The 24416-nt window shown below is 64.7% G+C and carries 22 protein-coding genes; 12 read left to right on the plus strand and 10 right to left on the minus strand.

What is annotated here, in order from left to right:
- Positions 1-191 precede the first annotated feature (191 nt).
- Genes ACZ46K_RS02510 through ACZ46K_RS02520 form a run of 3 tightly spaced genes read left to right on the plus strand, consistent with a single transcriptional unit; the run spans position 192 to position 3055 of the window.
- A complete protein-coding gene (locus ACZ46K_RS02510; RefSeq protein ID WP_054809590.1) occupies positions 192-1460 on the plus strand; it encodes a TetR/AcrR family transcriptional regulator in 1269 nt (422 codons plus the stop codon).
- A complete protein-coding gene (locus tag ACZ46K_RS02515) occupies positions 1457-2566 on the plus strand; it encodes an NAD(P)-dependent alcohol dehydrogenase (protein WP_054809589.1) in 1110 nt (369 codons plus the stop codon). The genes ACZ46K_RS02510 and ACZ46K_RS02515 overlap by 4 nt, the downstream gene beginning before the upstream one ends.
- Positions 2567-2578: 12 nt before the next feature.
- Positions 2579-3055 carry a DUF4334 domain-containing protein gene (locus ACZ46K_RS02520; protein WP_054805977.1) on the plus strand — a complete coding sequence of 159 codons (477 nt, stop codon included), beginning with the start codon at positions 2579-2581 and terminating at the stop codon, positions 3053-3055.
- A gap of 85 nt (positions 3056-3140) precedes the next feature.
- Here ACZ46K_RS02520 and ACZ46K_RS02525 read toward each other — a convergent pair whose 3' ends face one another.
- Positions 3141-4025: an oxygenase MpaB family protein gene (locus ACZ46K_RS02525; RefSeq protein WP_464746514.1), complete on the minus strand. Its 885-nt coding sequence runs from the start codon at positions 4023-4025 to the stop codon at positions 3141-3143.
- Between the two features lie 89 nt (positions 4026-4114).
- Positions 4115-4879: a GntR family transcriptional regulator gene (locus ACZ46K_RS02530; RefSeq protein WP_464746516.1), complete on the minus strand. Its 765-nt coding sequence runs from the start codon at positions 4877-4879 to the stop codon at positions 4115-4117.
- A 130-nt stretch (positions 4880-5009) separates the two neighbouring features.
- Between ACZ46K_RS02530 and ACZ46K_RS02535 the strand changes: the two genes are divergently transcribed.
- Together ACZ46K_RS02535 and ACZ46K_RS02540 are read left to right on the plus strand one after the other, a co-directional pair.
- Positions 5010-6542 carry an aldehyde dehydrogenase family protein gene (locus tag ACZ46K_RS02535; protein WP_464746518.1) on the plus strand — a complete coding sequence of 511 codons (1533 nt, stop codon included), beginning with the start codon at positions 5010-5012 and terminating at the stop codon, positions 6540-6542.
- A 3-nt stretch (positions 6543-6545) separates the two neighbouring features.
- Positions 6546-7508 carry an oxygenase MpaB family protein gene (locus tag ACZ46K_RS02540; RefSeq protein ID WP_054809588.1) on the plus strand — a complete coding sequence of 321 codons (963 nt, stop codon included), beginning with the start codon at positions 6546-6548 and terminating at the stop codon, positions 7506-7508.
- A gap of 48 nt (positions 7509-7556) precedes the next feature.
- Here ACZ46K_RS02540 and ACZ46K_RS02545 read toward each other — a convergent pair whose 3' ends face one another.
- From ACZ46K_RS02545 to ACZ46K_RS02565, 5 genes are all read right to left on the minus strand, one after another.
- Positions 7557-8981, minus strand: coding sequence for an MFS transporter (locus ACZ46K_RS02545; protein WP_054809594.1), 1425 nt, complete (start codon positions 8979-8981; stop codon positions 7557-7559).
- Between the two features lie 133 nt (positions 8982-9114).
- Positions 9115-9711, minus strand: coding sequence for a TetR/AcrR family transcriptional regulator (locus tag ACZ46K_RS02550; protein ID WP_054809587.1), 597 nt, complete (start codon positions 9709-9711; stop codon positions 9115-9117).
- Entirely contained in the window at positions 9708-10316 is a 609-nt protein-coding gene (gene recR / locus ACZ46K_RS02555; RefSeq protein WP_054805973.1) for a recombination mediator RecR, read from the minus strand. Before recR ends, ACZ46K_RS02550 begins: the two co-directional genes overlap by 4 nt.
- A gap of 8 nt (positions 10317-10324) precedes the next feature.
- Positions 10325-10663, minus strand: a complete 339-nt coding sequence (locus ACZ46K_RS02560) for a YbaB/EbfC family nucleoid-associated protein (protein ID WP_464749516.1) — start codon at positions 10661-10663, stop codon at positions 10325-10327.
- 116 nt (positions 10664-10779) lie between these two features.
- On the minus strand, positions 10780-11214 hold the full coding sequence (locus ACZ46K_RS02565; RefSeq protein ID WP_054805972.1) for an SRPBCC family protein: 435 nt from the start codon (positions 11212-11214) through the stop codon (positions 10780-10782).
- Between the two features lie 154 nt (positions 11215-11368).
- Here ACZ46K_RS02565 and ACZ46K_RS02570 point away from each other — a divergent pair, with 154 nt between their 5' ends.
- Positions 11369-12799, plus strand: a complete 1431-nt coding sequence (locus ACZ46K_RS02570) for an FAD-binding oxidoreductase (protein ID WP_054805978.1) — start codon at positions 11369-11371, stop codon at positions 12797-12799.
- On the plus strand, positions 12796-14103 hold the full coding sequence (locus ACZ46K_RS02575; protein ID WP_054805971.1) for a class I SAM-dependent methyltransferase: 1308 nt from the start codon (positions 12796-12798) through the stop codon (positions 14101-14103). The genes ACZ46K_RS02570 and ACZ46K_RS02575 overlap by 4 nt, the downstream gene beginning before the upstream one ends.
- Positions 14104-14184: 81 nt before the next feature.
- Here the strand turns inward: ACZ46K_RS02575 and ACZ46K_RS02580 are convergent, their stop codons facing one another.
- A complete protein-coding gene (locus ACZ46K_RS02580) occupies positions 14185-16320 on the minus strand; it encodes a 3-hydroxyacyl-CoA dehydrogenase NAD-binding domain-containing protein (protein WP_464749517.1) in 2136 nt (711 codons plus the stop codon).
- Positions 16321-16354: 34 nt separating this feature from the next.
- Positions 16355-17569, minus strand: coding sequence for an acetyl-CoA C-acetyltransferase (locus tag ACZ46K_RS02585; RefSeq protein ID WP_054809593.1), 1215 nt, complete (start codon positions 17567-17569; stop codon positions 16355-16357).
- Between the two features lie 329 nt (positions 17570-17898).
- Here ACZ46K_RS02585 and ACZ46K_RS02590 point away from each other — a divergent pair, with 329 nt between their 5' ends.
- Genes ACZ46K_RS02590 through ACZ46K_RS02605 form a run of 4 tightly spaced genes read left to right on the plus strand, consistent with a single transcriptional unit; the run spans position 17899 to position 22355 of the window.
- The gene (locus tag ACZ46K_RS02590; protein WP_464746520.1) at positions 17899-18894 is read left to right on the plus strand and encodes a hypothetical protein; all 996 of its coding nucleotides are present in this window, start codon (positions 17899-17901) and stop codon (positions 18892-18894) included.
- Positions 18895-18900: 6 nt separating this feature from the next.
- Positions 18901-19209, plus strand: coding sequence for a nucleotide exchange factor GrpE (locus ACZ46K_RS02595; RefSeq protein ID WP_464746522.1), 309 nt, complete (start codon positions 18901-18903; stop codon positions 19207-19209).
- Positions 19210-19228: 19 nt separating this feature from the next.
- Entirely contained in the window at positions 19229-21016 is a 1788-nt protein-coding gene (locus ACZ46K_RS02600) for an Hsp70 family protein (RefSeq protein WP_464746524.1), read from the plus strand.
- Positions 21017-21065: 49 nt separating this feature from the next.
- Complete coding sequence (locus tag ACZ46K_RS02605; protein ID WP_054806928.1) at positions 21066-22355, plus strand: DUF7373 family lipoprotein; 1290 nt, start codon at positions 21066-21068, stop codon at positions 22353-22355.
- A gap of 10 nt (positions 22356-22365) precedes the next feature.
- Here the strand turns inward: ACZ46K_RS02605 and ACZ46K_RS02610 are convergent, their stop codons facing one another.
- Entirely contained in the window at positions 22366-23376 is a 1011-nt protein-coding gene (locus ACZ46K_RS02610) for an intradiol ring-cleavage dioxygenase (protein WP_054809583.1), read from the minus strand.
- Between the two features lie 203 nt (positions 23377-23579).
- Here ACZ46K_RS02610 and ACZ46K_RS02615 point away from each other — a divergent pair, with 203 nt between their 5' ends.
- Positions 23580-24410, plus strand: coding sequence for a mycofactocin-coupled SDR family oxidoreductase (locus tag ACZ46K_RS02615; RefSeq protein ID WP_054809582.1), 831 nt, complete (start codon positions 23580-23582; stop codon positions 24408-24410).
- Positions 24411-24416: the final 6 nt, after the last annotated feature.

The following is a 24416-nucleotide window of genomic DNA, read 5'->3' on the forward strand; positions in this document are numbered from 1 at the left end:
GAGACAATCGGAAGAATTGCTGTTAACTTTGGAGGTCGCCACAGAGTTTGTCAACACACTGTGTTCTGCGGTTTTCAGTCGAACACGACACTAGAACTGCATTCCGATTCCGGGGTTTCCACTGTTACCTTTAGAGTTGAGTAGCTCTCCGCGATCGGTCGCGGGTCCGACACAATCGACAAGGAGTTCAGGTGGCCGAACACGCGCAGGTCGGAGCGCGCCCACGAGCGAACTCCGGCAGCAAGACCACGGCGGTGCGCCGACGCCCCAAGGACCGCAAGGCACAGATCGCGGCCGTCGCAGCCGAGGCATTCAGCGAACGCGGCTACCACGGCGTGAGCATCGACGAGATCGCGAAGACCGTCGGAATCTCCGGGCCTGCCCTCTACCGCCATTTCCCGAACAAGTACGCACTGTTCCTGCATTCGGTCAACGAACTTGCCGACTCGCTCGGCGCGGCAGTCGACGAGTTCGACGCCGGCGACAACACCGATCCGGCCGATACCCTCGACCGCCTGCTGTCGGCCACGATCCGCACCACCATCGCCAACCGCCGCACCGGTGGTCTGTACCGTTGGGAACGCCGTTACCTGTCGAAGGACGACGGCCTGCAGGTGCGCGGCAAAATGGTGGCGATCAACCGGCGCCTCGCCCACATCACCGCGCAGCTCCGCCCCGACCTCACGGAAGCCGACGACGTCGTCGTCAGCACCGCACTGTTGAGCGCGATCGGCTCGATCACCACGCACCGCGCTCCACTGGCGAACCGACGACTCCAGCAGCTCCTGCTCGGTGCGTGCCACTCGATCGTCGAGACACCGCTCGTCCCCGCCGAGCCCGACACCGGGGAGACGCCGGCCAAGACCGGTCTCGCGACATCCAACAAGCGCGAAGTGATACTGCACGAAGCGATTCTGCTGTTCGACGCGCGCGGCTATCACGATGTGAGCATCGAGGAGATCGGCAGTGCCGCGGGTATCAACGCATCCGGTGTGTACCGGCACTTCCCGAGCAAAGCCGACCTGCTCGCCGCCGCTTTCCACCGCGCGGGCGACCGCGTGGCGATGTCCGTGGAATCCGCGCTGACCGAATCGTCCACACCCGACCAGGCACTCGAGCATCTCGTGGACGTGTTCGTTCGGTTGGCGTTCGACCACAGCGAGCTGATGTCGGTCTACTTCGCCGAGATCGGCAACCTACCGAAGGCCCATCGCAGCGATCTCCGCAACATCCAGCGTCTGAACATCGAGGAGTGGGCACGCATCGTCACCGAATTGCGCCCCGATCTCTCCGCCGTCGAATGTCGTTTCCTCGTCCACGCTGCTCTCATCCTCTCGCTCGACGTCGGGCAGGTGATGCACTTCCGGGGAACGGAATCCAACCAGCGGCGCGTGCAGCAGCTGATGTTGGCAGTGCTCGTGGGAAACAGCCGCGTTGCGGGCGGGGCGGTACCGGCATGACCCGCACCGCACGCGCCGCCGTATTGCGCGAACAGGGCGCTCCCCTGCGAATCGAATCCGTTGTCGTCCCCGAGCTTCGACCCGACGAGATCCTCGTGCGGATCCGCGGCGTGGGGATCTGCCACACCGACCTCACCGCGGCGGCAGGTGGAGTTCCGATTCCTCTTCCCGCGGTGCTGGGCCATGAAGGGTCCGGCGTGGTCGCCGAGGTCGGATCAAGCATTGTCGGCCTGCGCGTCGGCGACCCCGTGGTCATCGGGTTCGATTCGTGCCGAACCTGCCGTAATTGCCGTCGCGGCCGTCCCGCCTACTGCAGTCGATTCGCGCCACTGAACTATTCCGGTGTGCGCCCCGACGGCACCTCGGTGTTTCACGACGGGGCCGGCAAACCGATTCACGGCAATTGGTTCGGTCAGTCGTCGTTCTCGTCGCTCGTGGTCGCCACCGATCGGAACGTCGTCCGACTCCCCCGAGAAGTGCCCATCGAACTTGCAGGCCCTCTCGGGTGCGGGCTCGCCACCGGAGCCGGCACCGTGCTGCGGGTTCTCCGGCCCGAATCCGACTCGACGATAGCCGTATTCGGCCTCGGAGCAGTGGGGATGGCTGCTGTCATGGCAGCGAAGGTCGCTGGCTGCGGCACCATCATCGGCATCGACCCGAACCCTCGCCGTCACGCCCCGGCGCTCGAATTGGGCGCGACGACGGCGCTGTCTCCCGACGACGTCGACGATATCGGCCGCCATGTGCGTCGGGCCACAGGCGGCGGCGTCGACTATGCGGTGGAGTCGGTGGGGTCCGAAGCTGTGATCCGGCAGGCGATGTCGTCTCTCGCGAGCCCCGGAGTGTGCGCGACCCTGGGTCTGCGTGGTGGACGGAACCCCATCACGATCGATCAGACGCACCTGTTGAGCGGTCGCACCCTCACCGGTGTCATCGAAGGCGACGCCGACCCGCACGTCTTCCTCCCCGAACTCGCCGCACTCTGGCGCGACGGCCGATTCCCCGTGGAGAAGATCACCAGCACATTTCCTTTCGACAAACTCGACGACGCCTTCGCCGCCGTGACGGCAGGTGAGGTCGTCAAGGCCGTACTCACCTTCGACTGACAGGAACCCGACATGGACGTCGTCCAGGAACTCGCCGCACTGCGTGCGCGCACCGACCGGATCGATCCCCGCGAGCTCGATGCCCTCTGGACACGACTCACACCCGCACGAATCGACGATCTCGTCGGATACCGTTGGAAGGGTTTCAGTTTCGACACCGGCCATCGCACTCATCAGATACTGGGCGGCGCACGCTGGTACGGGAAGTCGTTCGTCTCGGTGTCCGAGGTCCAACCGCTCGTGTGCCGAGATGAGGATGGCGAGCTGTTCTCCGACAAGAAGACCGGTCGCGGCGAGGCGAGCCTGTGGGACGTCGTGTTCCGCGGCGAAGTGGTCGCGACGATGGTCTACGACGGAATGCCGGTGTTCGACCATTTCAAGAAGGTCGACGACGACACCGTGATCGGCGTGATGAACGGCAAGGGCGGACTCGTCTTCGATGGTGGCGAACACTATTGGTTCGGCCTCGAGCGCGATTTAGCACTCTGATACTCCCCCAGACAGCCGAATGTCACCTTCGGTCGGTTGAAACCACCTGGATTGACCGAAGGTGACATTCGGCTATGGCGGGGCGTCAGATGAGATGCTTGCTCCCCGCCATGCGGCGCCGCATGTCGCGCAGGTAGAACGTGGAGGACAGCTGCCGGATCGGCCGCGGCACCTTCCGGTACACCGGGGGAACGACCTTCCAGAACAGATCGAACCTGCGCTGGTCACGAGGGCTCCACGGCAGAGAGAACTCCTCGCGCATGCGCTGAGGTAGAAGGCCGATTGTCATGAAGCGCTGCAGTGGCATGAGCATCCGCACGGGAAGCGGCGAGTCGCCGCCGCTGAGCAGACCGCGGGTGAAGGCGCGTACCTTCTCGTCGACCTCCATCGTCGCGATCATCTCGTCCCAATATGCGTCGAACTCTGCGCGAGTGGCCGGCCACATGTCTTCCTTGACCTGCAGTGCAGTGCCGTACACCGCGGACTGACGGTAGATCCGCTCGATGTCGGCGTCGGAAAGCTCGTGGAACATGCGCTGGTACATCTCGACACCGTTGCGGTAGAGCGTGGCCGCAACCCACAACTGGAGCTCGGGATCGAACGCATTGTAGGTGTCGGAGCGAACGGGAACGTGAACCTTGTTGACCATGCGGACGATCTGCTTACGCTCCTCCGGCGTGCCGAGGGTAACGGCGTAGACGTAGGTCATGGTGGTACGCAGCCGGTCGAGCGGACGCTGGAGGGTGGTGCTGTGGTCTGCCACGCCGTGGCCGACTCCCCGCTCCGCGAGTTGCAGTAATACAGTCGATCCGGCGCCCAGGAGAAGCATCGATTCGCCGACGAAGTCTGCGAGGTCGATCGTGCCCGGCTCGACCGGAGCAGGATCTCCAACGCCCACTTCGGTGACGTCTCGTTCAGGGGTCCCGCCCTCGACCACACTGGGCTCGTTGACTTCCACTGGTGATGCCATGGGGTCGCCTCCTCGACGAAAGTACGGATGCTGCACTGCCATCCAAATTGTGCACGCCCGTACTCAGATAGGCAAGAGGACCTTGTTCCCTATGTGCCACCATCGGCATCGGCGAACCGCTTCCGGTGCGCAAGCAGCCTGGCGGCGGCGTCCTCGAATTGCAGGAGGGTCTGTGTGATCACCTCGTTGTGATCACCCACACGCATCGCTGCGATGAGCTGCTCGTGAGACCGCACGGCAACGACTCCCCACTGCCGATCCCGCGCGAACAGGCGATACGGCAGCGTGCGGGCAGCGGCATCGAGGAACCATGCGAGCTTCGGGCTGCTCGCAATGCGGTTCACCTCGCGGTGAAAACACCACTCGGCGTCGGCAATACGCTCGATGTCCGGCACCCCATCCGAACCCGTCGAACCTTTCGACGCTGCCACACAGGCGCGCAGGCGTTCATTGAGCTCCGTCAGGCGCTCGAGGTCGCCGGCGTGGGCCCGGTCGACGGCCCTCAACGCGATCTCGACCGCGAGTTGCCCCTGCAGCCAGAAGATGTCATCGATGTCGGAGCCGCTCATCGATGACACCCGATACCCGCGATTCGGCGCCGACTCGACCATGCCCTCACCCCGAAGTGTGAGCAACGCCTCTCTCACCGGCGTGACACTGACGCCGAGTTCTGCTGCCGTCTCGTCCAATCGAATGAATTCACCCGACCGGAAGGACCCCGACATGATCGCACTTCGCAGGTGAGAGGCCACCTCGTCGGACAGCTGTGGGCGACGATGCATACGCGACGGATCGGTTTGCGATTCACCACGATCGGCAGCAACGGAATCGGTTGCGCGCGTCGGTGAGGCCATGGGTTTCTCCTGACAGTCCACGGGCGAGCGGATCGGGCTTGTCCGTTCGGTACGAGACGCATAGTGTGAGCTCCACTACAGCTAATCACATCAAATATATGTGATGTGATCCGTCAGAAAGCGTCAAGAAATGACACAGAAGAGCAGTACGACGGACTCGAAGACCACTACCTCGAAGACCGGCACCGAGCCGTCCACCGACACGTTCGCCAGCCTCGACCCCCGTTCGGGAGACGTGATCGCCGAATATCCGATCGCCGACGCCGCAGCGGTGGCCGAGGCCGTCGACCGTGCCCGTATCGCGGCACGGTGGTGGGACGCGCAAGGCTTCCGCGGGCGTCGCGAGTGGCTCCTCGAATTCAAGAAGGCCGTCGCCCAGGACGCCTCCTCCCTCGCGACGCTGATCTCACGCGAGACCGGCAAGCCGTACGGCGACGCGTTCCTCGAGGTCATGCTCGCGATCGAACACCTCGACTGGGCAGCGAAGAACGCGAAGAAGGTGCTCCAAGCCCGGAAGGTGCCGTCGGGAATCGCGAGCTTCAACCAGGCCGCAACCCTCGAGTACAAGGCACTCGGCGTCGTCGGCGTCATCGGCCCGTGGAACTACCCGGTCTACACCCCGATGGGCTCGATTTCATACGCCCTCGCCGCCGGCAACGCCATCGTCTTCAAGCCGAGCGAGTTGACTCCCGGCGTCGGCAAGTGGCTCGAGGAGAAGTGGAACTCCATCGCACCGACCCAGCCCGTGTTCCAGGTCGTGACCGGCCTCGGAGAGACCGGGTCTGCACTCACCCGCGCGGGTGTCGACAAGATCGCGTTCACCGGTTCCGGCCCGACGGCCCGAAAGGTGATGGCCGTGTGCGCCGAGTCCCTCACCCCGCTCGTCGCCGAGTGCGGCGGCAAGGACGCAATGATCGTTGCGGCCGATGCCGACATCGACAAGGCGGTGGACTTCGCCGCATTCGGCGCATTCGGCAATGCCGGACAGACCTGCGCGGGCGTCGAGCGCATCTACGTCGTCGAGTCCGTCTACCAGGAATTTCTCGATAAGCTGACGGCCATCGTGAAGCGTGCCAAGCCAGGTGGAAGCGACGAGTCGACCTACGGACCGATGACGCTGCCCCGCCAGATCGACATCGTGCGCAGCCATATCGAGGATGCACTCGCGAGCGGCGGCACCGCGGTGGTCGGCGGCGCCGAGTCGGTGGGCGAACGCATCATCGAACCAGTGATCCTCACCGACGTGCCCGAGACCTCGCGCGCAGTGTGCGAGGAGACCTTCGGTCCCACCGTCGTCGTCAACAAGGTGCGCGACCTCGACGAGGCGGTCGACCGGGCCAACGGCACGTCCTACGGCCTCGGCGCATCGATCTTCATCGGCAACAAGGCCAAGGGCCGCGAACTGGCCGAACGTCTCCGTAACGGCATGGTCTCGGTCAACTCGGTGCTCGGCTTCGCAGGAATCCCGTCGCTGCCGTTCGGCGGTATCGGCGAGTCCGGCTTCGGTCGCATCCACGGCGCCGACGGCCTCCGGGAGTTCAGCCGGCCCAAGTCGGTGACGGTCGAGAGGTTCAGCTCACCACTGAAGCTGATGAGCCTCGAACGGCCCGAGCGCGACCTGAACCTGTCCGCGAAGATGCTGAAGTTCATGCACGGAAGGTAGGCCATGACGACTACAGGACCGCGCGCGAAGAGATCACGTAAACCGGCTGTCGTCGCGTCACCCGAAGCGCGGATCGAGAAGGCCGGGACGTTTCCCGCGCCGAATCGCGACCCGCATCCGAAGGCCGGACGGTACGGCTGGTCGAAGGTGATCGAGGGCCTCGACCCGGTCACTCATCATCAGGACATCCTGCGGATCACCGCGGGGTACGAGTTCCCGTGGGACTACCAGCGGTCGCTCGAGTTCGCGTTGTTCCGCACCTACTGTGTGCCGACCATCTCCGAGTTGCTCGCACGGACCGGAGAGTTCGAGCATCGGCCGCAGAAGCGCTACGACGACACCTCGTTGTTGATGGCCGAACTCATCGAGCACGGGTACGACGCCGAACGCGGACGTGAATCGCTGCGCAACATCAACCGCATGCACGGCAAGTACTCGATCGACAACGACGACATGCTGTACGTGCTGTCGACGTTCGTGTACGACCCGCTGGACTGGATAGACAACTACGGCTGGCGTCGCCTGCACCCGAAGGAGCGACTCGCGTCGTTCTACTTCTACCGGCAGGTCGGAATCCGGATGGGTATCAAGGACATCCCGGAATCGTTCCAGGAGTTCCATCGGTTCAAGCTCGAATACGAGCGGAAGATGTTCGACTACAGCGACGACAATCACGCCATCGGCACCTACACGCTCGAACTCTTCAAGTCGTGGTACCCGAAGGCACTCGGTCCCGGTGTCGAGAAGGTCGTGTATTCCCTGATCGACGACCGGATGGCCAGGGCGTTCGGTTTCCCCAAGGGGTCAGCGCGCATGCGGGCCATGTCGGAGGGTGCACTGCGGATGAGGTCCGCTCTCGTGCGCCGGTTCCCCAAGCGGAGGGTCTCGGTGTCCGGCGGCAATGCCACCAACCGCACGTATCCCGGTTACCCGCTGGGCTACCGTCCACGGGATCTCGGCGTCTGACACCGATCTCTGCGCCGCACACCGAACAGGAAGTCCCTGCTCGCAGACTCATACACCTGCGGGTCGGGGCTTCCTCGATTTGAGAGACGGTAAGGCGAACGCCGACGCGAACACGACGACAGCGCATACACCGCACACCAGGTACACGATGATGAAGCCGCTCGAGTCGATGCCGCCCGCGAGCATGTGCGCGGCGAGCACCGATGCGACGACCGCGCTGCACATCGTGCTTCCGACGGTCCGGAGCAGCACGTTGACGCCGTTTGCCGCCGCGTTCTGGTCCAGGGGCACAGCGCCGAGCAACAGGATCGGCAGGGTGCAGTACACGAACGTCGTTCCGATTGCGGCGATGAAGATGGCTACCACCACCAGCCACAACGGCTTGTCCGGGACGGCGTGGACGGAATAGCCGAGGATCAGGAAGGCCGCACCGATCATGACCGCGATCTTCGGCCCCAACCGCTCCGAGACCCGTGCCGCCACGAGCGCGAAGATCATCATCGCGATGCTGGCGGGTAACTGGCACACCGCGGCCTGCAGAATCGTCAGTCCGTATCCTGCGCCGTGCTCGGGCGACGCCTGGAGCAGCTGCGTCGTGATGAGAGTGTTTCCGTAGAAGGCGAAACCGACGAGCAGCGCCGACAAGTGCGGGGTCAGAACCGAACGTCGCGCGGACACCCGCAGGTCGACAAGCGGATTGCGATTACGCAACTGCTGGAATCCCCACGCCGCGAACAGCAGGATCGCGGACGCGAACATGGTCAGGACTGCGGCGGAGGTCCATCCCCATGTGCTTCCCTGCGTGATCGGCACGAGGAGACAGATCAACGCGCTCGAGAGTCCTACGGCTCCCACGACATCGAAGCGACCGCCGGTACGGGTACTCGATCGGGGAATGACGAAGGCGGCAGCGACAGCGACTCCTGCACCGATCACCGTGGTCACCCAGAACAACAGGTGCCATTCCGCGAACTGGACGATCGCCGCGGCGAACGGGATTCCCACGGCCGTACCGATGCCGAGGGTGGAGCTGAGGATAGCGATCGAGCGATCGACACGGTCGCGCGGCATCACCTCGCGCAGGATCGCCATGCCGATCGGGAGGACGGCGGCGCCTGCGCCCTGGAGCCCACGGGCGAAGATGAGCAACCCGATGTTCGACGTGAGCGCGCAGATCAGCGACCCGACGGTCATCAGCCCGAACGCTATGAGCAGCATCTGCTTCTTGCCGATCATGTCGGCGAGACGTCCGAAGATGGGGGTCATCACCGCGCCGACGAGCAGCGTGCTCGTGACCAGCCACGACACGGCGGTAGGGCCCGCCCCTGTGAAACCGGGAAGGCTGGGTAGCAGCGGCACGATGACCGTCTGCATGATCGCTTGGAAGATCGCACCGACCGCGAGTACCGGGAAGATGTACTTCGACAGATTCGGTCTACGATCACGGGTCGCGATGCGGCCCCGAGCGGTCACGCGTCGGTGCGATCCGGGGGCGTGCAGCCGCAGCGGGAACGACACAGTCACGCGGCTCCCTCCAGCGATGGTAAATGGCTGTTCACCACCTTAGGTGAACAGCCATTTACCTACAACCGGAGTGGGGATTGTCTCAGTGCCCGTCGCCGTCGAGCAGGGACTGCACGAGCGGCGCATACAGGGCAACCACCTCGTCGACCGACCCTGCCGCCTTCTCCTGCATCATCCGGCGGCGCATGAATGCGACCCCCAGGAGCATCGAGAACACGAGCTCCGCACGCATCCGCGCGTCGGGCCCTCTCATCAACGCCACCAACGCGTCGATCATCTGCGACGAGTAGTTCTCACGAAGCTTGCGGTTGCTCTCCTCGCTGGATCCACTCATGAACAGCAGGGCCATCGACAGCGGCTTGTGCCTCGCGGACTGTCGCGCGAAGATCTCGACCATCCGCTCGCCCAGAACGTCGAACGGCCCGTCGTACAGCAGCTGAGCGGCAGCCTTGAAATCGACGAGGGCGTCGTACAACTGCTCCTTGGACCCGAAGTACTTGATGATCAGCGGCGCGCTGACCCCGGCGTCCTCCGCGATGTCCTTGAGCGTGATCTCACGATACGGACGAGTCGCGAATGCGAGACCCGCCGCGTCCAGGATCAGCTGACGGGTCTCCTCCGATGTGCGCCGCTTCTTCTCGGGCGCGCTCGTGGCCGCTCCCGGTCGGCTACCGGTCACATCGCCCGCCTTCCGGACATTGCGCGACCCAGCGTGAGCTCGTCGGCGAACTCGAGGTCGCCACCCATCGGCAGCCCCGACGCCAACCGCGTGACCGCCAGCCCCGGGAAGTCACGCAACATCCGAACCAGATACGTCGCCGTTGCCTCCCCTTCCGTGTTCGGGTCGGTCGCGATGATCACCTCGGAGACGTCGACGCCGTCCTCCTGGTTGCCGATCCGCATGAGCAGCGCGCGAATGTTGAGTTGGTCCGGCCCGACACCGTTCAGCGGATCGAGCGCACCACCGAGCACGTGGTAACGACCGCGGAATTCGCGGGTCCGCTCGATCGCCTGCACGTCCTTGGGTTCCTCGACCACACAGATCTGCGTGCGATCGCGACGGGAATCGGCGCAGATGCGGCACTGTTCCCGATCCGACACCGTGCCGCACACCTCGCAGAACTGCACCCCGTCGCGGACCTTCTGCAATGCGGCCTGCAGCCGGTCGATCTCCGGAGGCTCGACGGACAGCAGATGAAATGCGATCCGCTGCGCGCTCTTCGGACCGACACCCGGCAACTTGCCGAGTTCGTCGATGAGGTCCTGGACCGGCCCTTCGTACACGCGTACCTCTAGAAACCGGGCAGGCCGGGAATACCGCCGCCGAGCCCGCCCGCGAGCGGACCGAGCTTCTCGGAAGCGATTTCCTGAGCCTTTGCAGACGCGTCGGCCACCGCAGCGACGACGAGGTCCTGCAGGGTCTCGACATCCTCCGGGTCGACGACCTTCGGGTCGATCTGCACCGCGACGACCTCTCCGGTGCCCTTCACCGTTGCGGTCACGAGGCCACCACCGGCCTGGCCGGTGACCTCTGCCTGCGCCATCTCGTTCTGCGCGGCCATGAGCTGCTGCTGCATCTGCTGGGCTTGGGCGAGGAGTTGCTGCATGTCGGGCATACCACCGGGTTGCACGGACACGTCCTTCCTGTGTTTCGACTACAGAAGTTCGACTGCAGAGATTTCTGTCTACCTGGCGTTTCGCCTGCCAGGTTAGTCGCATGCCGGCCCGGCCGGCACGCACCCGAAAGTCAGTCGACGGTGTTCTTCAGATTCTCGAGAACCTGCTGCTGGATCTTGCGCAGGCCGATCGGCGCGAACGTCTTCTCGAAGAACCCGCCGATGCCACCCGCACCGTTCCACTGGGTGAGGGTCACGACCGTCGAACCGGTGCCATTGGGGACGACACTCCATGTGGTGACGAGCGACGAGTTGGCGTCGGTCTCGGTGATCGTGCTGCCGGAGGTCGTCACCTTCGCCTGCACGTCGCGCACCCGCTTCTCGGTGGCCTGGAGCAGCCAGTGCACGATCGTGCCGTCTCCCTGTCCACCGGAGATCACGCGGTAGTCCCGGTAGTGATCGGAGAGGATGCGCGGGCGCACGGTCTCGTAGTCCGCGAGTGCCGCCAGCACTTTGTCCGGCGCCGCTGCCAACTGGATCGAACTGCTTGCACTGACCTGTGCCACGGTGGGCTCCTCTGCAACTGTTGATTCGTTCGTCCGGTCCGAGCCCGGTGTGGCTCGCCGTCGCCCTACATCCTGCCTGCCGGTACCGGGACGTAGGTGTTCCGACGGGTCTATTGTGGGTTGCACCACTGATGCGCTGCTGCAGGGGAGTCGAATGCTGAGAACGTCACGAGGTGTCGGGCCGTACAGTGCCTCGACCCACCACGAGGGTGTACAACGTCTGCTGCGCTCGTATCGCGCTATTCCCGCCGACGCGCCGGTGCGGCTCGCGAAGAAGACCTCGAACCTGTTCCGAGCCCGCGCCAAGGTCGATTCGCCGGGCCTCGACGTGTCGGGTCTCGGCGGCGTCATCTCCGTCGACCCACAGACACGCACGGCCGACGTCGCCGGGATGTGCACGTACGAAGATCTCGTGGACGCGACACTCCCCTACGGATTCGCGCCGCTGGTGGTACCGCAACTCAAGACGATCACACTCGGTGGAGCAGTCACCGGGCTCGGCATCGAATCCTCCTCGTTCCGCAACGGATTACCACACGAGTCGGTCCTCGAGATGGACATCCTCACCGGTAACGGCGAGATCATCACGGCCACACCGCACGGCGAACACTCCGACCTGTTCCGCGGATTCCCGAACTCGTACGGGTCGCTCGGGTATGCCACGCGGCTGCGGATCGAACTCGAACCGGTGAAGCCGTTCGTCGCATTGCGCCACCTACGTTTCACCTCGCTCGCCGACCTCGAGTCGACACTCGACCGAATTACCACCGACCGCGTGTACGCCGGAATCGCAGTGGATTACGTCGACGGTGTGGTGTTCTCGGCCGACGAAAGCTACCTCACTCTCGGCATGCAGACCGCCGAAGCCGGGCCGGTGTCCGACTACACCGGCATCGACATCTTCTACCAGTCGATCCGGCACGAATCCGTCAACCATCCCAAGACCGACCGGCTCACCATCCGCGACTACCTGTGGCGGTGGGACACCGACTGGTTCTGGTGCTCCCGCGCCTTCGGGGCCCAGAATCCCCGGATCCGGAAATTGTGGCCGAAGAAGCTGCTGCGCAGCAGCATCTATTGGAAACTCATTGCCCTCGACCACAAGTACTCGATCGCAGATCGCATCGAGGCACGTAAAGGAAACCCGCCTCGCGAGCGTGTCGTCCAGGACATCGAGGTCCCCATCGAACGGACCCAGGAGTTCATGGAATGGTTCCTCGATGAAATTCCCATCGAGCCGATCTGGCTGTGCCCCTTGCGACTACGAGACCAATCCGCGTCGTACGACCCCCGTCGCCCATGGCCGCTGTATCCGCTCGAACCGAAACGCACATACGTGAACATCGGTTTCTGGTCGTCGGTGCCAGTGGTCCGCGGCGAGATCGAGGGCGCCACGAACCGTCTGATCGAGCGTAAGGTGGCAGAACTCGACGGTCACAAATCGCTGTATTCCGATTCTTTCTACAGCCGTGACGAATTCGAGAAGCTCTACTACGGCGACGGGGAATACCCCGCGCTCAAGGATAGTTACGATCCCGGGTCCCGCTTGACGGACCTATTTGCAAAGGCGGTGCAACGACATTGACTACATTCAGAACGGAGCCCTCCGGGCACCAAACTGACAAGCTCAACCTCGCCCAGATCGTCGAGATCGCAACGGGCGGTGAAATGCCGCTGAGGTTCAGCGCATACGACGGTTCCACGACCGGGCCTGCTGATTCCCCGTTCGGTCTCAATCTGACCGCGCCCGAAGGCGCTACCTACATCGTCACCGCCCCCGGCGACCTCGGCATGGCGCGCGCGTACATCTCGGGCACGCTCGAGGCCGAGGGCGTGCATCCCGCCGATCCGTATCCCCTGCTCAAGGCACTCGGCGGCGTGCATTTCGAGCGTCCGCCGGCGCGGACTCTCGCGCAGATCGTGCGGTCACTTGGGCCCGACCTGATCAAGCCGATCGCTCCCCCTCCGCAGGAGCATCTTCCCCGGTGGCGCCGTGTCGCAGAAGGTCTTCGCCATTCGAAGGCGCGCGACGCCGAGGTGATCCATCACCACTACGACGTCTCGAACACGTTCTACGAGTATGTTCTCGGCCCGTCCATGACATACACGTGCGCGGTGTTCGAGTCCGAGAACGAGAGCCTCGAGGACGCCCAGGAGAACAAGTACCGCCTCGTCTTCGAGAAGCTTCGGTTGAAGCCCGGTGATCGTCTGCTCGACATCGGCTGCGGTTGGGGCGGAATGGTGCGCTATGCCGCACGCCGGGGCGTGAAGGCCATCGGCGCGACCCTGTCGAAGGAACAGGCGGAATGGGCGCAGAAAGCCATCGTCGACGAAGGTCTCGGCGAATTCGCCGAGGTACGACACTCCGACTATCGTGACGTGCCGGAATCCGGGTTCGACGCGATCTCGTCGATCGGCCTGACCGAGCACATCGGTGCCGCGAACTACCCGTCGTACTTCCGGTTCCTGCACGACAGGCTCCGAGTGGGCGGCCTGCTACTCAATCACAGCATCACCCGCCCGCACAACCGTGGACGGCTCAAGGCCGGCGGTTTCATCGACCGCTACGTGTTCCCCGATGGGGAGCTCACCGGGTCGGGCCGACTCATCTCGGAGGCTCAGAACGTCGGCTTCGAGGTGATGCACGAGGAGAACCTGCGCCAGCACTACGCACTGACCTTGAAGGCTTGGTGCGAGAATCTCGAGAAGCACTGGGATTCGGCACTTTCCGAGGTCGACGAGGCAACCGCTCGCCTGTGGGGTCTGTACATGGCCGGGTCGCGCGTGGGCTTCGAGACCAACGGTGTCCAACTCCACCAGATTCTCGGCGTGAAGTTGGGTAAGGACCAGGCCCCCCAGGTCCCGCTGCGTCCCTGGTGGGTCGCATGAGCGTGTAGGCGCAGATACACCGAGAACGGGCAGATACATCCTTTCGCAAGGGTGTATCTGCCCGTTCCGGTTGTAACTGGGTCAGCTACGCAGCGACGCCGGCGGAGTGAAACGCTCGCCGTACTTGGCCGCGAGTTCCTCGGCCCGCTTCACGAAACCTTCCTTACCGCCCGGGTATCCGACGATGTACTGCGCGACACCACCGGTCCAGGCCGGGAATCCGATACCGAGGATCGAGCCGATGTTGGCGTCGGCGGTCGTGGTGAGCACCCCCTCGTCGAAGCACTTCTGGGTCTCGATGGCCTCAGCGAACAGCATGCGGTCGATCAGATCCTGCAGCGGCACATCCAGCGTCGCCACGGTCTTGTAGTGATCGCGCACGCCCTGCCAGATGCCGAGACGCTTGCCGTTCTCGTCGTACTCGTAGAAGCCCGCCTTCTCGAGGCGACCCGGGCGGCCGGCCTCGACCATGAAGTCGACGACGTCGATCGCGGGGTGACGAGTGGTGCCGAGTTTGGTGTCGCCCTGTGCCGCTGCCTCCGCGGTCTCCTTCGCGATCTTCTGCATGAGCTTCATGTTCAGCTCGTCGGTCAGCTGCAGCGGCGGAGCCGGGTAGCCCGCCTGAGAGCCTGCCTGCTCGATCGTCGCAGGCTCGATGCCTTCGCCGAGCATCGCGATGGCCTCGTTCACGAATGTGCCGATCACGCGCGAGGTGAAGAAGCCGCGGCTGTCGTTCACCACGATCGGGGTCTTGCGGATCGCAAGCGTGTAGTCGAACACGCGGGCCAGCGCCTCGTCGGAAGTCTTCTCACCCTTGATGATCTCGACCAGCGGCATCTTGTCGACCGGTGAGAAGAAGTGGATACCGATGAAGTCCTCGGGACGCTTGACGCCCACCGCGAGTCCCGTGATCGGCAGCGTCGACGTGTTGGAACCGAGCAACGCGTCGGGCTCGACGATGTCCTCGATCTCCTGGAACACCTTGTGCTTGAGCTCGGTGTTCTCGAAGACGGCCTCGATGACGAAGTCGACACCCGACAGATCCGCGGCGTCGGCGGTCGGGTGGATGCGATCCAGAAGCGCCTTCGACTTCTCCTCGGTGGTCTTGCCACGCGAGAGCGCCTTCTCCTCGATCTTGACCGAGTAGTTCTTGCCGCGCTCCGCGGCCTCGGCGGTGACGTCCTTGAGTACGACCTCGAACCCGGCCTTCGCCGATACGTATGCGATGCCGGCGCCCATCATTCCCGCACCGAGCACGCCGACCTTCTTGATCTCGCGCTTCGGCACATCCTTCGGGCGCGATGCACCCGAGCTGATGGACTGCATGTCGAAGAAGAACGCCTGGATCATGTTCTTCGCGACCTGGCCGGTAGCGAGCTCGGTGAAGTACCGGGACTCGATGGTCGACGCGTTGTCGAAATCGACCTGTGCGCCTTCGACGGCGGCGGACATGATCGCGCGCGGAGCCGGCATCGGGGCGCCCTTGAGCTGCTTGCGCAGGTTCGCGGGGAAAGCCGGGAGGTTCGCGGCGAACGCCGGCGATGACGGGGTGCCACCGGGGATCTTGAATCCCTTGGTATCCCAAGGCTGCACGCCACCTTCGGGATTGGCCTTGATCCACTCCTTGGCGGCGGGGACCAGCTCGTCGATACTACCGACGACCTCGTGGACGAGGCCGAGCTCCTTGGCCTTGACCGCGTTGTACTTGTTGCCCTGCAGCAGAAGCGAGAGCAGCGCGGTCTGGAGACCGAGCAGGCGGACGGCCCGGGTGATACCGCCCCCACCGGGCAGCAAGCCGAGGCTTGCCTCGGGCAGGCCGATCTGAATACCCTTGACGTCAGCGGCGATACGGTGATGAGTGGCGAGCGCGATCTCGAGGCCGCCGCCGAGGGCTGCACCGTTGATGGCGGCGACGACGGGCTTACCGAGGGTTTCGAGGCGACGCAGGTCGGACTTGATGTCCTGGACCTCGTCGAATGCGGCCTGCGCGTCGGCAGGTCCGATCTCGATGATGTTGCGCAGGTCGCCGCCGGCGAAGAAGGTCTTCTTCGCGGACGTGATGACGACGCCGGTGATGGAATCCTTCTCGGCGACGAGACGGTCGACGGTCGACTTCATCGACGTCTTGTAGAGCGCATTCATGGTGTTCGCGCCCTGGTTGGGGTCGTCGAGCGTGAGGACGACGATGCCGTCGGCGTCCTGATCCCAGGAAATCATGTTGTCGGTCACTGTATTTCGGATCCTTCCGGTATCAGACGCGCTCGATGATGGTGGCCACACCCATACCGCCACCGACGCACAGGGTGAGCAGGGCACGACGCAGGCCGCGACGCTCGAGCTCGTCGACCATCGTGCCGAGGATCATGGCACCGGTCGCGCCGAGCGGGTGCCCCATGGCGATGGCGCCACCGTTGACGTTGAGCTTCTCGTCCGGGATGTTCAAGTCCTTCTGGAACTTCAGGACGACGGAGGCGAAGGCCTCGTTGATCTCGAACAGGTCGATGTCGTCGACTGTCAGGCCTGCGGTGGCGAGAACCTTCTTCGTCGCCGGCGTCGGGCCGGTGAGCATGATGGTCGAGTCGGCGCCCGACGTGGCGGTCGCGACGACGCGGGCGCGCGGGGTCAGGTTCAGGTCCTTGCCCGCCTGCTCGGAGCCGACGAGCACCAGCGCGGCGCCGTCGACGATGCCGGAGCTGTTGCCGCCGTGGTGGACATGGTTGATCTTCTCGACGAAATGGAACTTCTGCAGGGCCACGGCGTCGAATCCGCCGACCTCACCGACCGTCGCGAACGACGGCTTCAGACCGGCCAGGCCCGCGAGGGTCGTGTCGGGACGCATGTGCTCGTCCCGGTCGAGGATCGTCAGGCCGTTCTGGTCCTTGACCGGGACGACGGACTTGGCGAAGTAGCCACCCGACCACGCCGCGGCGGCCAGCTGCTGCGACCGCAGGGCATACGCATCGACGTCCTCGCGGGAGAAGCCCTCGATGGTCGCGATGAGGTCGGCGCCGACACCCTGGGGCACGAAATAGGTGTCGTAGTTGGTCGCCGGGTCGAGGCCCCACGGGCCGCCGTCGGAGCCCATCGGCACTCGCGACATGGACTCGACGCCACCGGCGATGACGAGCTCATCCCAGCCGGAACGGACCTTCTGTGCTGCCGTGTTCACGGCCTCGAGGCCGGACGCGCAGAAGCGGTTGATCTGGACGCCACCGACGGTGTCGGGGAGTCCGGCCGCAGTGGCGGCGGCGCGGGCCATGTCCGCGCCCTGGTCGCCCACCGGGCCGACGATGCCGAGGATCAGGTCGGAGATGCGGTCCTCGTCGAGATCGGGGAAGCGGACGCGCAACTCGTCGATCAGGCCGGTAACGAGCGAGATCGGCTTGACAGAGTGCAGCGAGCCGTTCTTCTTGCCGCGGCCGCGGGGGGTTCGGATGGCTTCATAGATGAATGCCTCGGTGGTCACAGTGCGCATGTTCCTTCCCGTGCTGACGGTGTGGAGACGCGACATCACGTGAGGACGTCCGCGCCCAACCTTCCGCCTCCACCGTAAGAGCGCATCCCGGCCTCGATAAGGACCGAACCGATCGGGCTCCGTGACCGAACCGAGCCTCGTCGACGCGCTCCACCACACATTTCTCTGCTCTTCACCCTGGGTTGACCTGCGGCAATGGGTGCATTTGCGAAAATCTCGAACTCGACGGGAACTTTTCGCACCGCCCACGCCTCATATCACCGACACACACGAACGCCCCGTCACCGGCAACCGAACGTACCGATGAAAGCGAGCACACCATGACCAGCGGATTCTTCTCGAACAATTCGGCCACCTCCGCCACCGAGTCCACCGACAGCACCCGCTCCGATACCGGCTTCGGCGCCGCAGCATCCGCGGAGTCCGCAGAGTCCACCGACAGCACCCGCTCGGACGCATCGTTCGGCTCGACCGCATCCTCCGCAGACTCTGCGTCCGCCGCGAGCGACCGCGCCGATTCGTCCTACGGCTCCAATTCGTCGCACGACAGCGATTCCTCGTTCGGGTCCTCGTCGGCCAGCGACCAGGGCTCCGTGAGTTACGAGTCGTACGAGCGCTACGAGCGCTACGACTCGTCGGGGTCGAGCAACTCCGACTCGTCGTACGGATCGGCGAGCGACAGCGGTTCGTCCGCCTCGGTCGGTGCGGCCTCCTCAGCGTCCGACTCGAGCAATCGTGCTTCGTCGTCGGACTCCGCCAACGCCGGCGTCTCCTCCTCGGCCACGGATTCCGCCGACCGCTCCGCATCGTTCGACGCCGGTGTCGCCGGTTCGAACTCGTCGGCCTCGGACTCGAGCGATCGCGCTGCGTCCTCCAACTCGAGCGAGACGGGTGCGGTGACGTCGGGTAATTCCGAGCCCGTGGTCCTCGACGAGTATTCGGGTTCGGACGGCTCGCAGTACGTCGACTACGACACCAACGGCGACGGCGTGGTGGATCTGACCACCGTCGACCTCGAGGGCGACGGCCGCATCGACGCCAACATCACCGACAGCGACGGCGACGGCGTGCTCGACCAGATCTCGATGGATACCGACGGCGACGGACTGATCGACATGTCCGCAATCGACTCCGATGCCGACGGCAGCCTCGATGTCGCCGCGGTCGATGTCGACGGCGACGGCGAGGTCGACGCCGTGATCGACCTGCACACCGGTGCGGTGGACTACGACGGTGACGGTACCGCCGACGACTACGTCGATGTCAGCGCGTTCGACTCCGGCAGCAGCTCGGAGTACAACACCGACCTCGCCTGATCCGCCGTGACGACCGATGATGCAGGTACGCCTCCGATCGGTGATCGGATCGACGACCTGATCACCGCGGCCGACGTGGCAGCCGAGGGAGCCGAGCGCACCGACATCATCGAGCGGCTCGCCCGGCTGGGAGTCGCACGCGTGACCGCTCCGGCGGGAATGCCGTTCGACCCCACCCTCCACCGCGCGGTCGCGACCGTGCCCGCAACGTGCGGGACCGACGTGAACACGATCGAGGGGACCGTCCGAGCAGGCTGGCGACACCGCGGCCATATGATCCGCTACGTCGAAGTCGAGGTGCGTGTGCACCGATGATCATGAGGGAGAATTACCGATGAGCTGGGTCCTAGCGGTCGACTTCGGCACGTCCAATACCGCCGCAGCGCATCGAATCGGACCAGACCGGGTCGAGACGCTCCCGCTGACGCACACGGGCAATGCCCTGTCGTCGTCCGTGTTCATCGGTCCGGATGCGATGTCGACCGGGGATGTGGCGCTCAACCAGGCCTCGCTCGATCCTGCCGGATTCGTGGTCGCCCCGAAAGCCCTCGTCGTCGCCGGTTCGATCGTCGTCCGAGACCGGGAGGTTCCCGTCTCGTCGATCATCGCGGCAGTACTGCGCACCGTGTATGGGCAAGCACTCCAACGCCACAACAACGAACCACCTGCCGAAGTCGTGCTCACCCACCCGGAGGCATGGTCGTTACGAGAAGTCTCGGTGCTGCGCGAGGCCGCGTCGATCGCGGGGCTCGGCGGGAGCGTCTCGCTGATCTCCGAGCCTCGCGCGGCGGCGTTCTACTACTCACGTCAGCACGACGCGAAGATCGTGAAGGGCTCGACGATCGCCGTGTTCGACTTCGGTGGCGGAACGCTCGATGTTGCCGTACTCACCGCAACGAACGAGTGGACCTTCGAGGTTCTGCGTGCCGGTGGCGACAATGCGCTAGGAGGGAAGAGCCTCGACGGTGCGGTCGCTCGGTGGGTCGAGCGGCATCTGGCCGAGGAGAATCCGCAGCTCGCAGGATGGCTGCGCACGCCGGAAGGCCTCGAGGTCCGGCGCACCCTCGACGACCAGATCCGCAAGGCCAAGGAACTCCTTTCGGAAGCGCCGTCGGCAACGATTCGGATCAGGGGCAATGGGTCGGACCTGACCCTGACCCTCACGCGGGACGAGTTCGAGCAGTTGATCGAACCTCAGATCACCCGCGCCGTCCAGCTGGCCCGCGGAGTCTTGCGCGACGCCGGCATCACTGGCGGCGGCCTGCAGGCGCTGTATCTGACCGGAGGCTCGTCCCGAATCCCCTATGTGCACCGCAGACTGGCCGAGCTCGGACCGATCGCCACACTCGACGACCCGAAAACGGTCGTCGCGAAGGGCGCCGCCGGGTTCGTCGGCGGTGGTCGCGCCACCGCCCCGCCCGCGATGGTCGACACCGAAGTACTCGAGCGGAGATCGACCCGGAACCCTGCGTCGACTCCCCCGCCGACGGCGTTCATCAAGCCGAATCCCGACTCGTCGACGCGTCCGGGCAGAAACCGGAAGGTACTTGCGCTCGCGGGGGGAGCTGTGGCAGCCATGGTCATCGCGGCGGCAGGCTTCTATTACGGCACGCAGGACGACGCCCAGGCCGCAGAAGTGGCTGCGACCACCACCGAGGCCGCGCCGGGCAACGGAGGGAAACCTCCCGCCACCTCCAACTCGAGCTACGTCAGCGAGACCTACGACGACGTCACGGCACTGCTTCCACGAAAGCTCATCGATGCGAGCACCGAATGCAACAAATCAGGCTTCAGCACCCAAGGAGCCCTGCAGGTTCGTTGCCTCGTCAATCCTGATTCCTCGCTGGGAGAAGCGATCGGCATGGGGCAGCACGACTACGAAGCTGTCTCCGCGTGGCGTGACGACCAATACGCGCGCTCGAACTTCATTCGACTCCGCGACAGCAACGACGGGAACACCAAGATCGTCTCGCCGGACACCAACCGAATCATCGATCAGGGGCAGGACGGCACCTACTTCACCGCCATCGACCGATCGACGGGACTACTCATCCAGTTCTCCGCCGACTCCGCCGAACAGGGAATGACTCTTCTCACCGAAATCGGTTTCGCACCAGCCTGATCCACACTCACTACCCTGCATCAACGCAGGACAAGGAGCATCACCCACCATGCGTACGCCACGCATTCTCCTCGCCACCACGGCGGTCGCTCTCGCCCTTGCCGGCTGCAGCGGCACTGCCGACGGCACCGCCGTCGCCGAAGGCGACTCAACCGGAACCGGCAGCCCCACCGGATCATTCGATCTCACAACACTCGACACCGGGGAATACAACGTCGAACCACGCGACTTCATCGCCGAAGGCCAGTCGGCCGGGGATTTCGGCCCCGCAGTCGAAGGCCAGCGCATGGCCGAGTTCGTGGTCCACCCCTACACCATCGACCCCACTCTCACGAACGGTGGCGGCATGGCGACGGGTGTCGGCGTCGGCGGAATCGGCAAGGTCCTCAGCGGTGGCGGTGCCGATGAAGTGGCCGAATCCTTCGGAATCATCACCGGTTTCGGAAGTTTCGCCCACAACGCCGACGACTCGCGTCAACTCGGTGTCGCAGTGTGGCGGTTCCCCGACGCGGACAGTGCTGCCCACGCTGCTGCCGCCCTGCACGACAATTCTCTCGCCCCGGAGGACGTCGGATTCGCATCGGGCCCGCAAACACCGACATCGATTCCGCAGCTGCCCGATACACTCGCGACGACCTACTACTGGGACGGCATCGACACCGCAAGCATGTCGACCTTCACCGCGCGGGGACCGCACGTCATCTACACGTACACCTCCGCCGAGGGGAACGACGTCGAGTGGAACACCGACGTCACGACACACACCCTCGAAGCGCAGTTGCCACGGATCGAGCAGTTCCCGTTCACGCCCACCGACGAGATCGAGGCTCTTCCGGTCGATCTCGACAAAGTGCTCGCACGCGCGGTCGGCTTCCTCGACAACGAGTACGCCAGGAACTCCGACACTGCCGTCTACGGACCGCTCGGGTGGCTGCACTTCGATTCGCATCCTGACAAGACCGCTCCACTCTTCGAAGCCACCGGGACCGACCGTGTCGCCCTCGCGAACTCGGGTGTTTTCCGCACCAGAAGCCCCGAAGCCGCTGAAGAACTGCGCGACTCGTTCCGCGAGCAGACCCTCGACACCTACCCCGACCTGGTGGACGAGCCTGCACCGCAGGGCGTTCCCGACACAACATGCCTGGCCGGTGACACCGCCGATGGCAGGGTGCTGGACTGTCTGATGACATACGGTCCCTATGTTGCCCAGATCTACGGACATCGACCGGTCGGGAACACCGACCCGGATTCGGACACCTTGCGGACGATGCCGCAGCGGGTCGCCACCCAGTACGTGAAGTTCGTCCGCGCAGAAGAGTTGGGGCTCGGCGAGAACTGAGCGGAACCCATCAGTTGGGGGGAGGGCCGGGCATACCGCTCGGCGGGGTTCCACCCGGAGGCATTCCCCCAGGGGGCATCCCACCGGGAGGCATCCCACCCCCACCTGGAGGCATCCCACCCGGCATGTTCCCGGCCGTCGACTCCGTGGTCGTATCGACTCCGACAGCGAGAACGACGTGGTATCCATCGGTGACGTTGCCGGTGACCGTGCCGAGCTGGCTTGCGCCGCCGTCGTCGCCGAAGACGTTGTCGGTCTCGAGGGTGAGCGCCGCCAGATTGGCAACCGACGCCTCGTAACCCGGTGTGGCGTAGACCGCTTCGCTCACATCCTGAGGAAGAGCCACCTGAGAGGTGGCGATGGCATTGGTGGAGTCCGTGATGGATGCTTCGTCCGGGTACACCTCGAAGTGGATGTGGGGCCATCGGCCGGGATAGGCCGCCGGGAAGATACTGGTGAACCGCACCTTTCCGTCGGCGTCCGCGATCTGCACACCGCGCAGGTAGTTCTCTTCGGTGATGCCCTCCGAGTACAACGAGTAGCCGCCTTCGCGGTTGCAGTGCCACACGTACACCGCCGTCCCGGCGAAGGGAACTCCTCCCGCGGCCAGGTCGGCGAGGGACAGCTCGAGCGTCATCGGGATCCCTTCGGCCGTCGCGGATGCGTCACCGAAGCTCGAACGTATGTCGCTGCGCACGATCCCGCTCTGTTCGAGCACGTCCGGGCCGTTGGATCCGTCACCCGGGTAAGGCCCGGCGGTCTCGTCGGGGATCTCCGTGAGGCCGGAGGCCGCAGCCGTCGTCGACGTCGAGGCTGCGGTAGTGCCGCTGTTCCCGCCGCCGCAGGCAGCCAGGCCCACCGTCGCGGCACCCAATCCGAAGAACGTGAGCATCTTGCGTCGGCTCAGCAAGGTGCCGACGTCGAATGCCAAGCCTTGGTCGACGATCTCGTCGTGTGGCCTGGGCAGACTGCGCCCTTCATATGTGTCCTGGTGGGTGTTCGAGGGCTGTTTCCTCACCATGTTTCCTTCCCGTGCATCCGACCCGGGTTCGCTGCAATCACCACCTCAGTCTGGGGCGGCGCGCAGTGGTTCGGCTGCGGTATCCCTGGGAGTTTGCTGTGAATCGCGCACGGTTTCTCGCTCAGCGGGAGCACCGGGCCCGGAGCACGGCGACTCCACACAGAATCGCCGGACAGGCGCATCAGACTTCGAAGGAGCCACACATGACCTCGACAGGCCACACCGAATCCCGCCGATTCGAGAACAAGGTCGTGTTCATCACCGGGGCGGCGCGCGGACAGGGTCGCGCCGAAGCGGTCCGGTTTGCGCAGGAAGGCGCCGACATCATCGCCGTCGACGCGTGCAGCGAGTTCTCGTCGACCGCGTATGCCGGGGCAACGCGCGACGATCTCGACGAGACCGTGCGCCTGGTGGAGGCGACCGGGCGACGCATCGCCGCCGAAGTCGCCGACGTGCGCGACTTCGATGCACTGTCGCAGGCTCTCGCAGCGGGGGTCGAGGCATTCGGTCGGCTCGACGTCGTCATCGCCAACGCCGGCATCTGCTCGGGCGGCCTGTCGTGGGAGATCACCCTCGAACAGTGGAAAGAGACCGTCGATGTGAACCTGACCGGCGTGTTCCATACCGCAAAGGCTGCGGTGCCTCACCTGCTCGCGACGGGCGACGGCGGATCCATCGTGTTCACCAGCTCGGTGTCGGGAATCAAGGGCACCCCGTTCACCGGTCACTATGCCGCGACGAAGCACGGCATCGTCGGTCTCGCGAAGACCATGGCCAACGAGCTGGGCGAGCAGCGCATCCGCGTCAACACCGTTCATCCCGCCGGGGTCGAGACGGGCATGACGGTCACGGACCTGCACCCGCTGATCGCGGAGTACGGCTCGACACTCGGCCCCATCTACATGAATTCGCTTCCGTACCAGATTCTTCAGGCCGACGACGTCGCCTCGGTGGTTGCGTGGGTGTGCTCGGACGAAGCCAAGTACATCACCGGTGCTCAGGTGCCGATCGATCTCGGCAACCTCATCCGCTGAATCGAG

Source organism: Rhodococcus sp. JCM 9793 (assembly GCF_055380405.1).

Bases quoted from the DNA above. Each gene is read 5' to 3' on its own strand.
- ACZ46K_RS02515 (WP_054809589.1), top strand. From the start codon at position 1,457: ATGACCCGCACCGCACGCGCCGCCGTATTGCGCGAACAGGGCGCTCCC.
- ACZ46K_RS02520 (WP_054805977.1), top strand. From the start codon at position 2,579: ATGGACGTCGTCCAGGAACTCGCCGCACTGCGTGCGCGCACCGACCGG.
- ACZ46K_RS02525 (WP_464746514.1), bottom strand. From the start codon at position 4,025: ATGGCATCACCAGTGGAAGTCAACGAGCCCAGTGTGGTCGAGGGCGGG.
- ACZ46K_RS02530 (WP_464746516.1), bottom strand. From the start codon at position 4,879: ATGGCCTCACCGACGCGCGCAACCGATTCCGTTGCTGCCGATCGTGGT.
- ACZ46K_RS02535 (WP_464746518.1), top strand. From the start codon at position 5,010: ATGACACAGAAGAGCAGTACGACGGACTCGAAGACCACTACCTCGAAG.
- ACZ46K_RS02540 (WP_054809588.1), top strand. From the start codon at position 6,546: ATGACGACTACAGGACCGCGCGCGAAGAGATCACGTAAACCGGCTGTC.
- ACZ46K_RS02570 (WP_054805978.1), top strand. From the start codon at position 11,369: ATGCTGAGAACGTCACGAGGTGTCGGGCCGTACAGTGCCTCGACCCAC.
- ACZ46K_RS02580 (WP_464749517.1), bottom strand. From the start codon at position 16,320: ATGATTTCCTGGGATCAGGACGCCGACGGCATCGTCGTCCTCACGCTC.
- ACZ46K_RS02590 (WP_464746520.1), top strand. From the start codon at position 17,899: ATGACCAGCGGATTCTTCTCGAACAATTCGGCCACCTCCGCCACCGAG.
- ACZ46K_RS02600 (WP_464746524.1), top strand. From the start codon at position 19,229: ATGAGCTGGGTCCTAGCGGTCGACTTCGGCACGTCCAATACCGCCGCA.
- ACZ46K_RS02605 (WP_054806928.1), top strand. From the start codon at position 21,066: ATGCGTACGCCACGCATTCTCCTCGCCACCACGGCGGTCGCTCTCGCC.
- ACZ46K_RS02610 (WP_054809583.1), bottom strand. From the start codon at position 23,376: ATGGTGAGGAAACAGCCCTCGAACACCCACCAGGACACATATGAAGGG.
- ACZ46K_RS02615 (WP_054809582.1), top strand. From the start codon at position 23,580: ATGACCTCGACAGGCCACACCGAATCCCGCCGATTCGAGAACAAGGTC.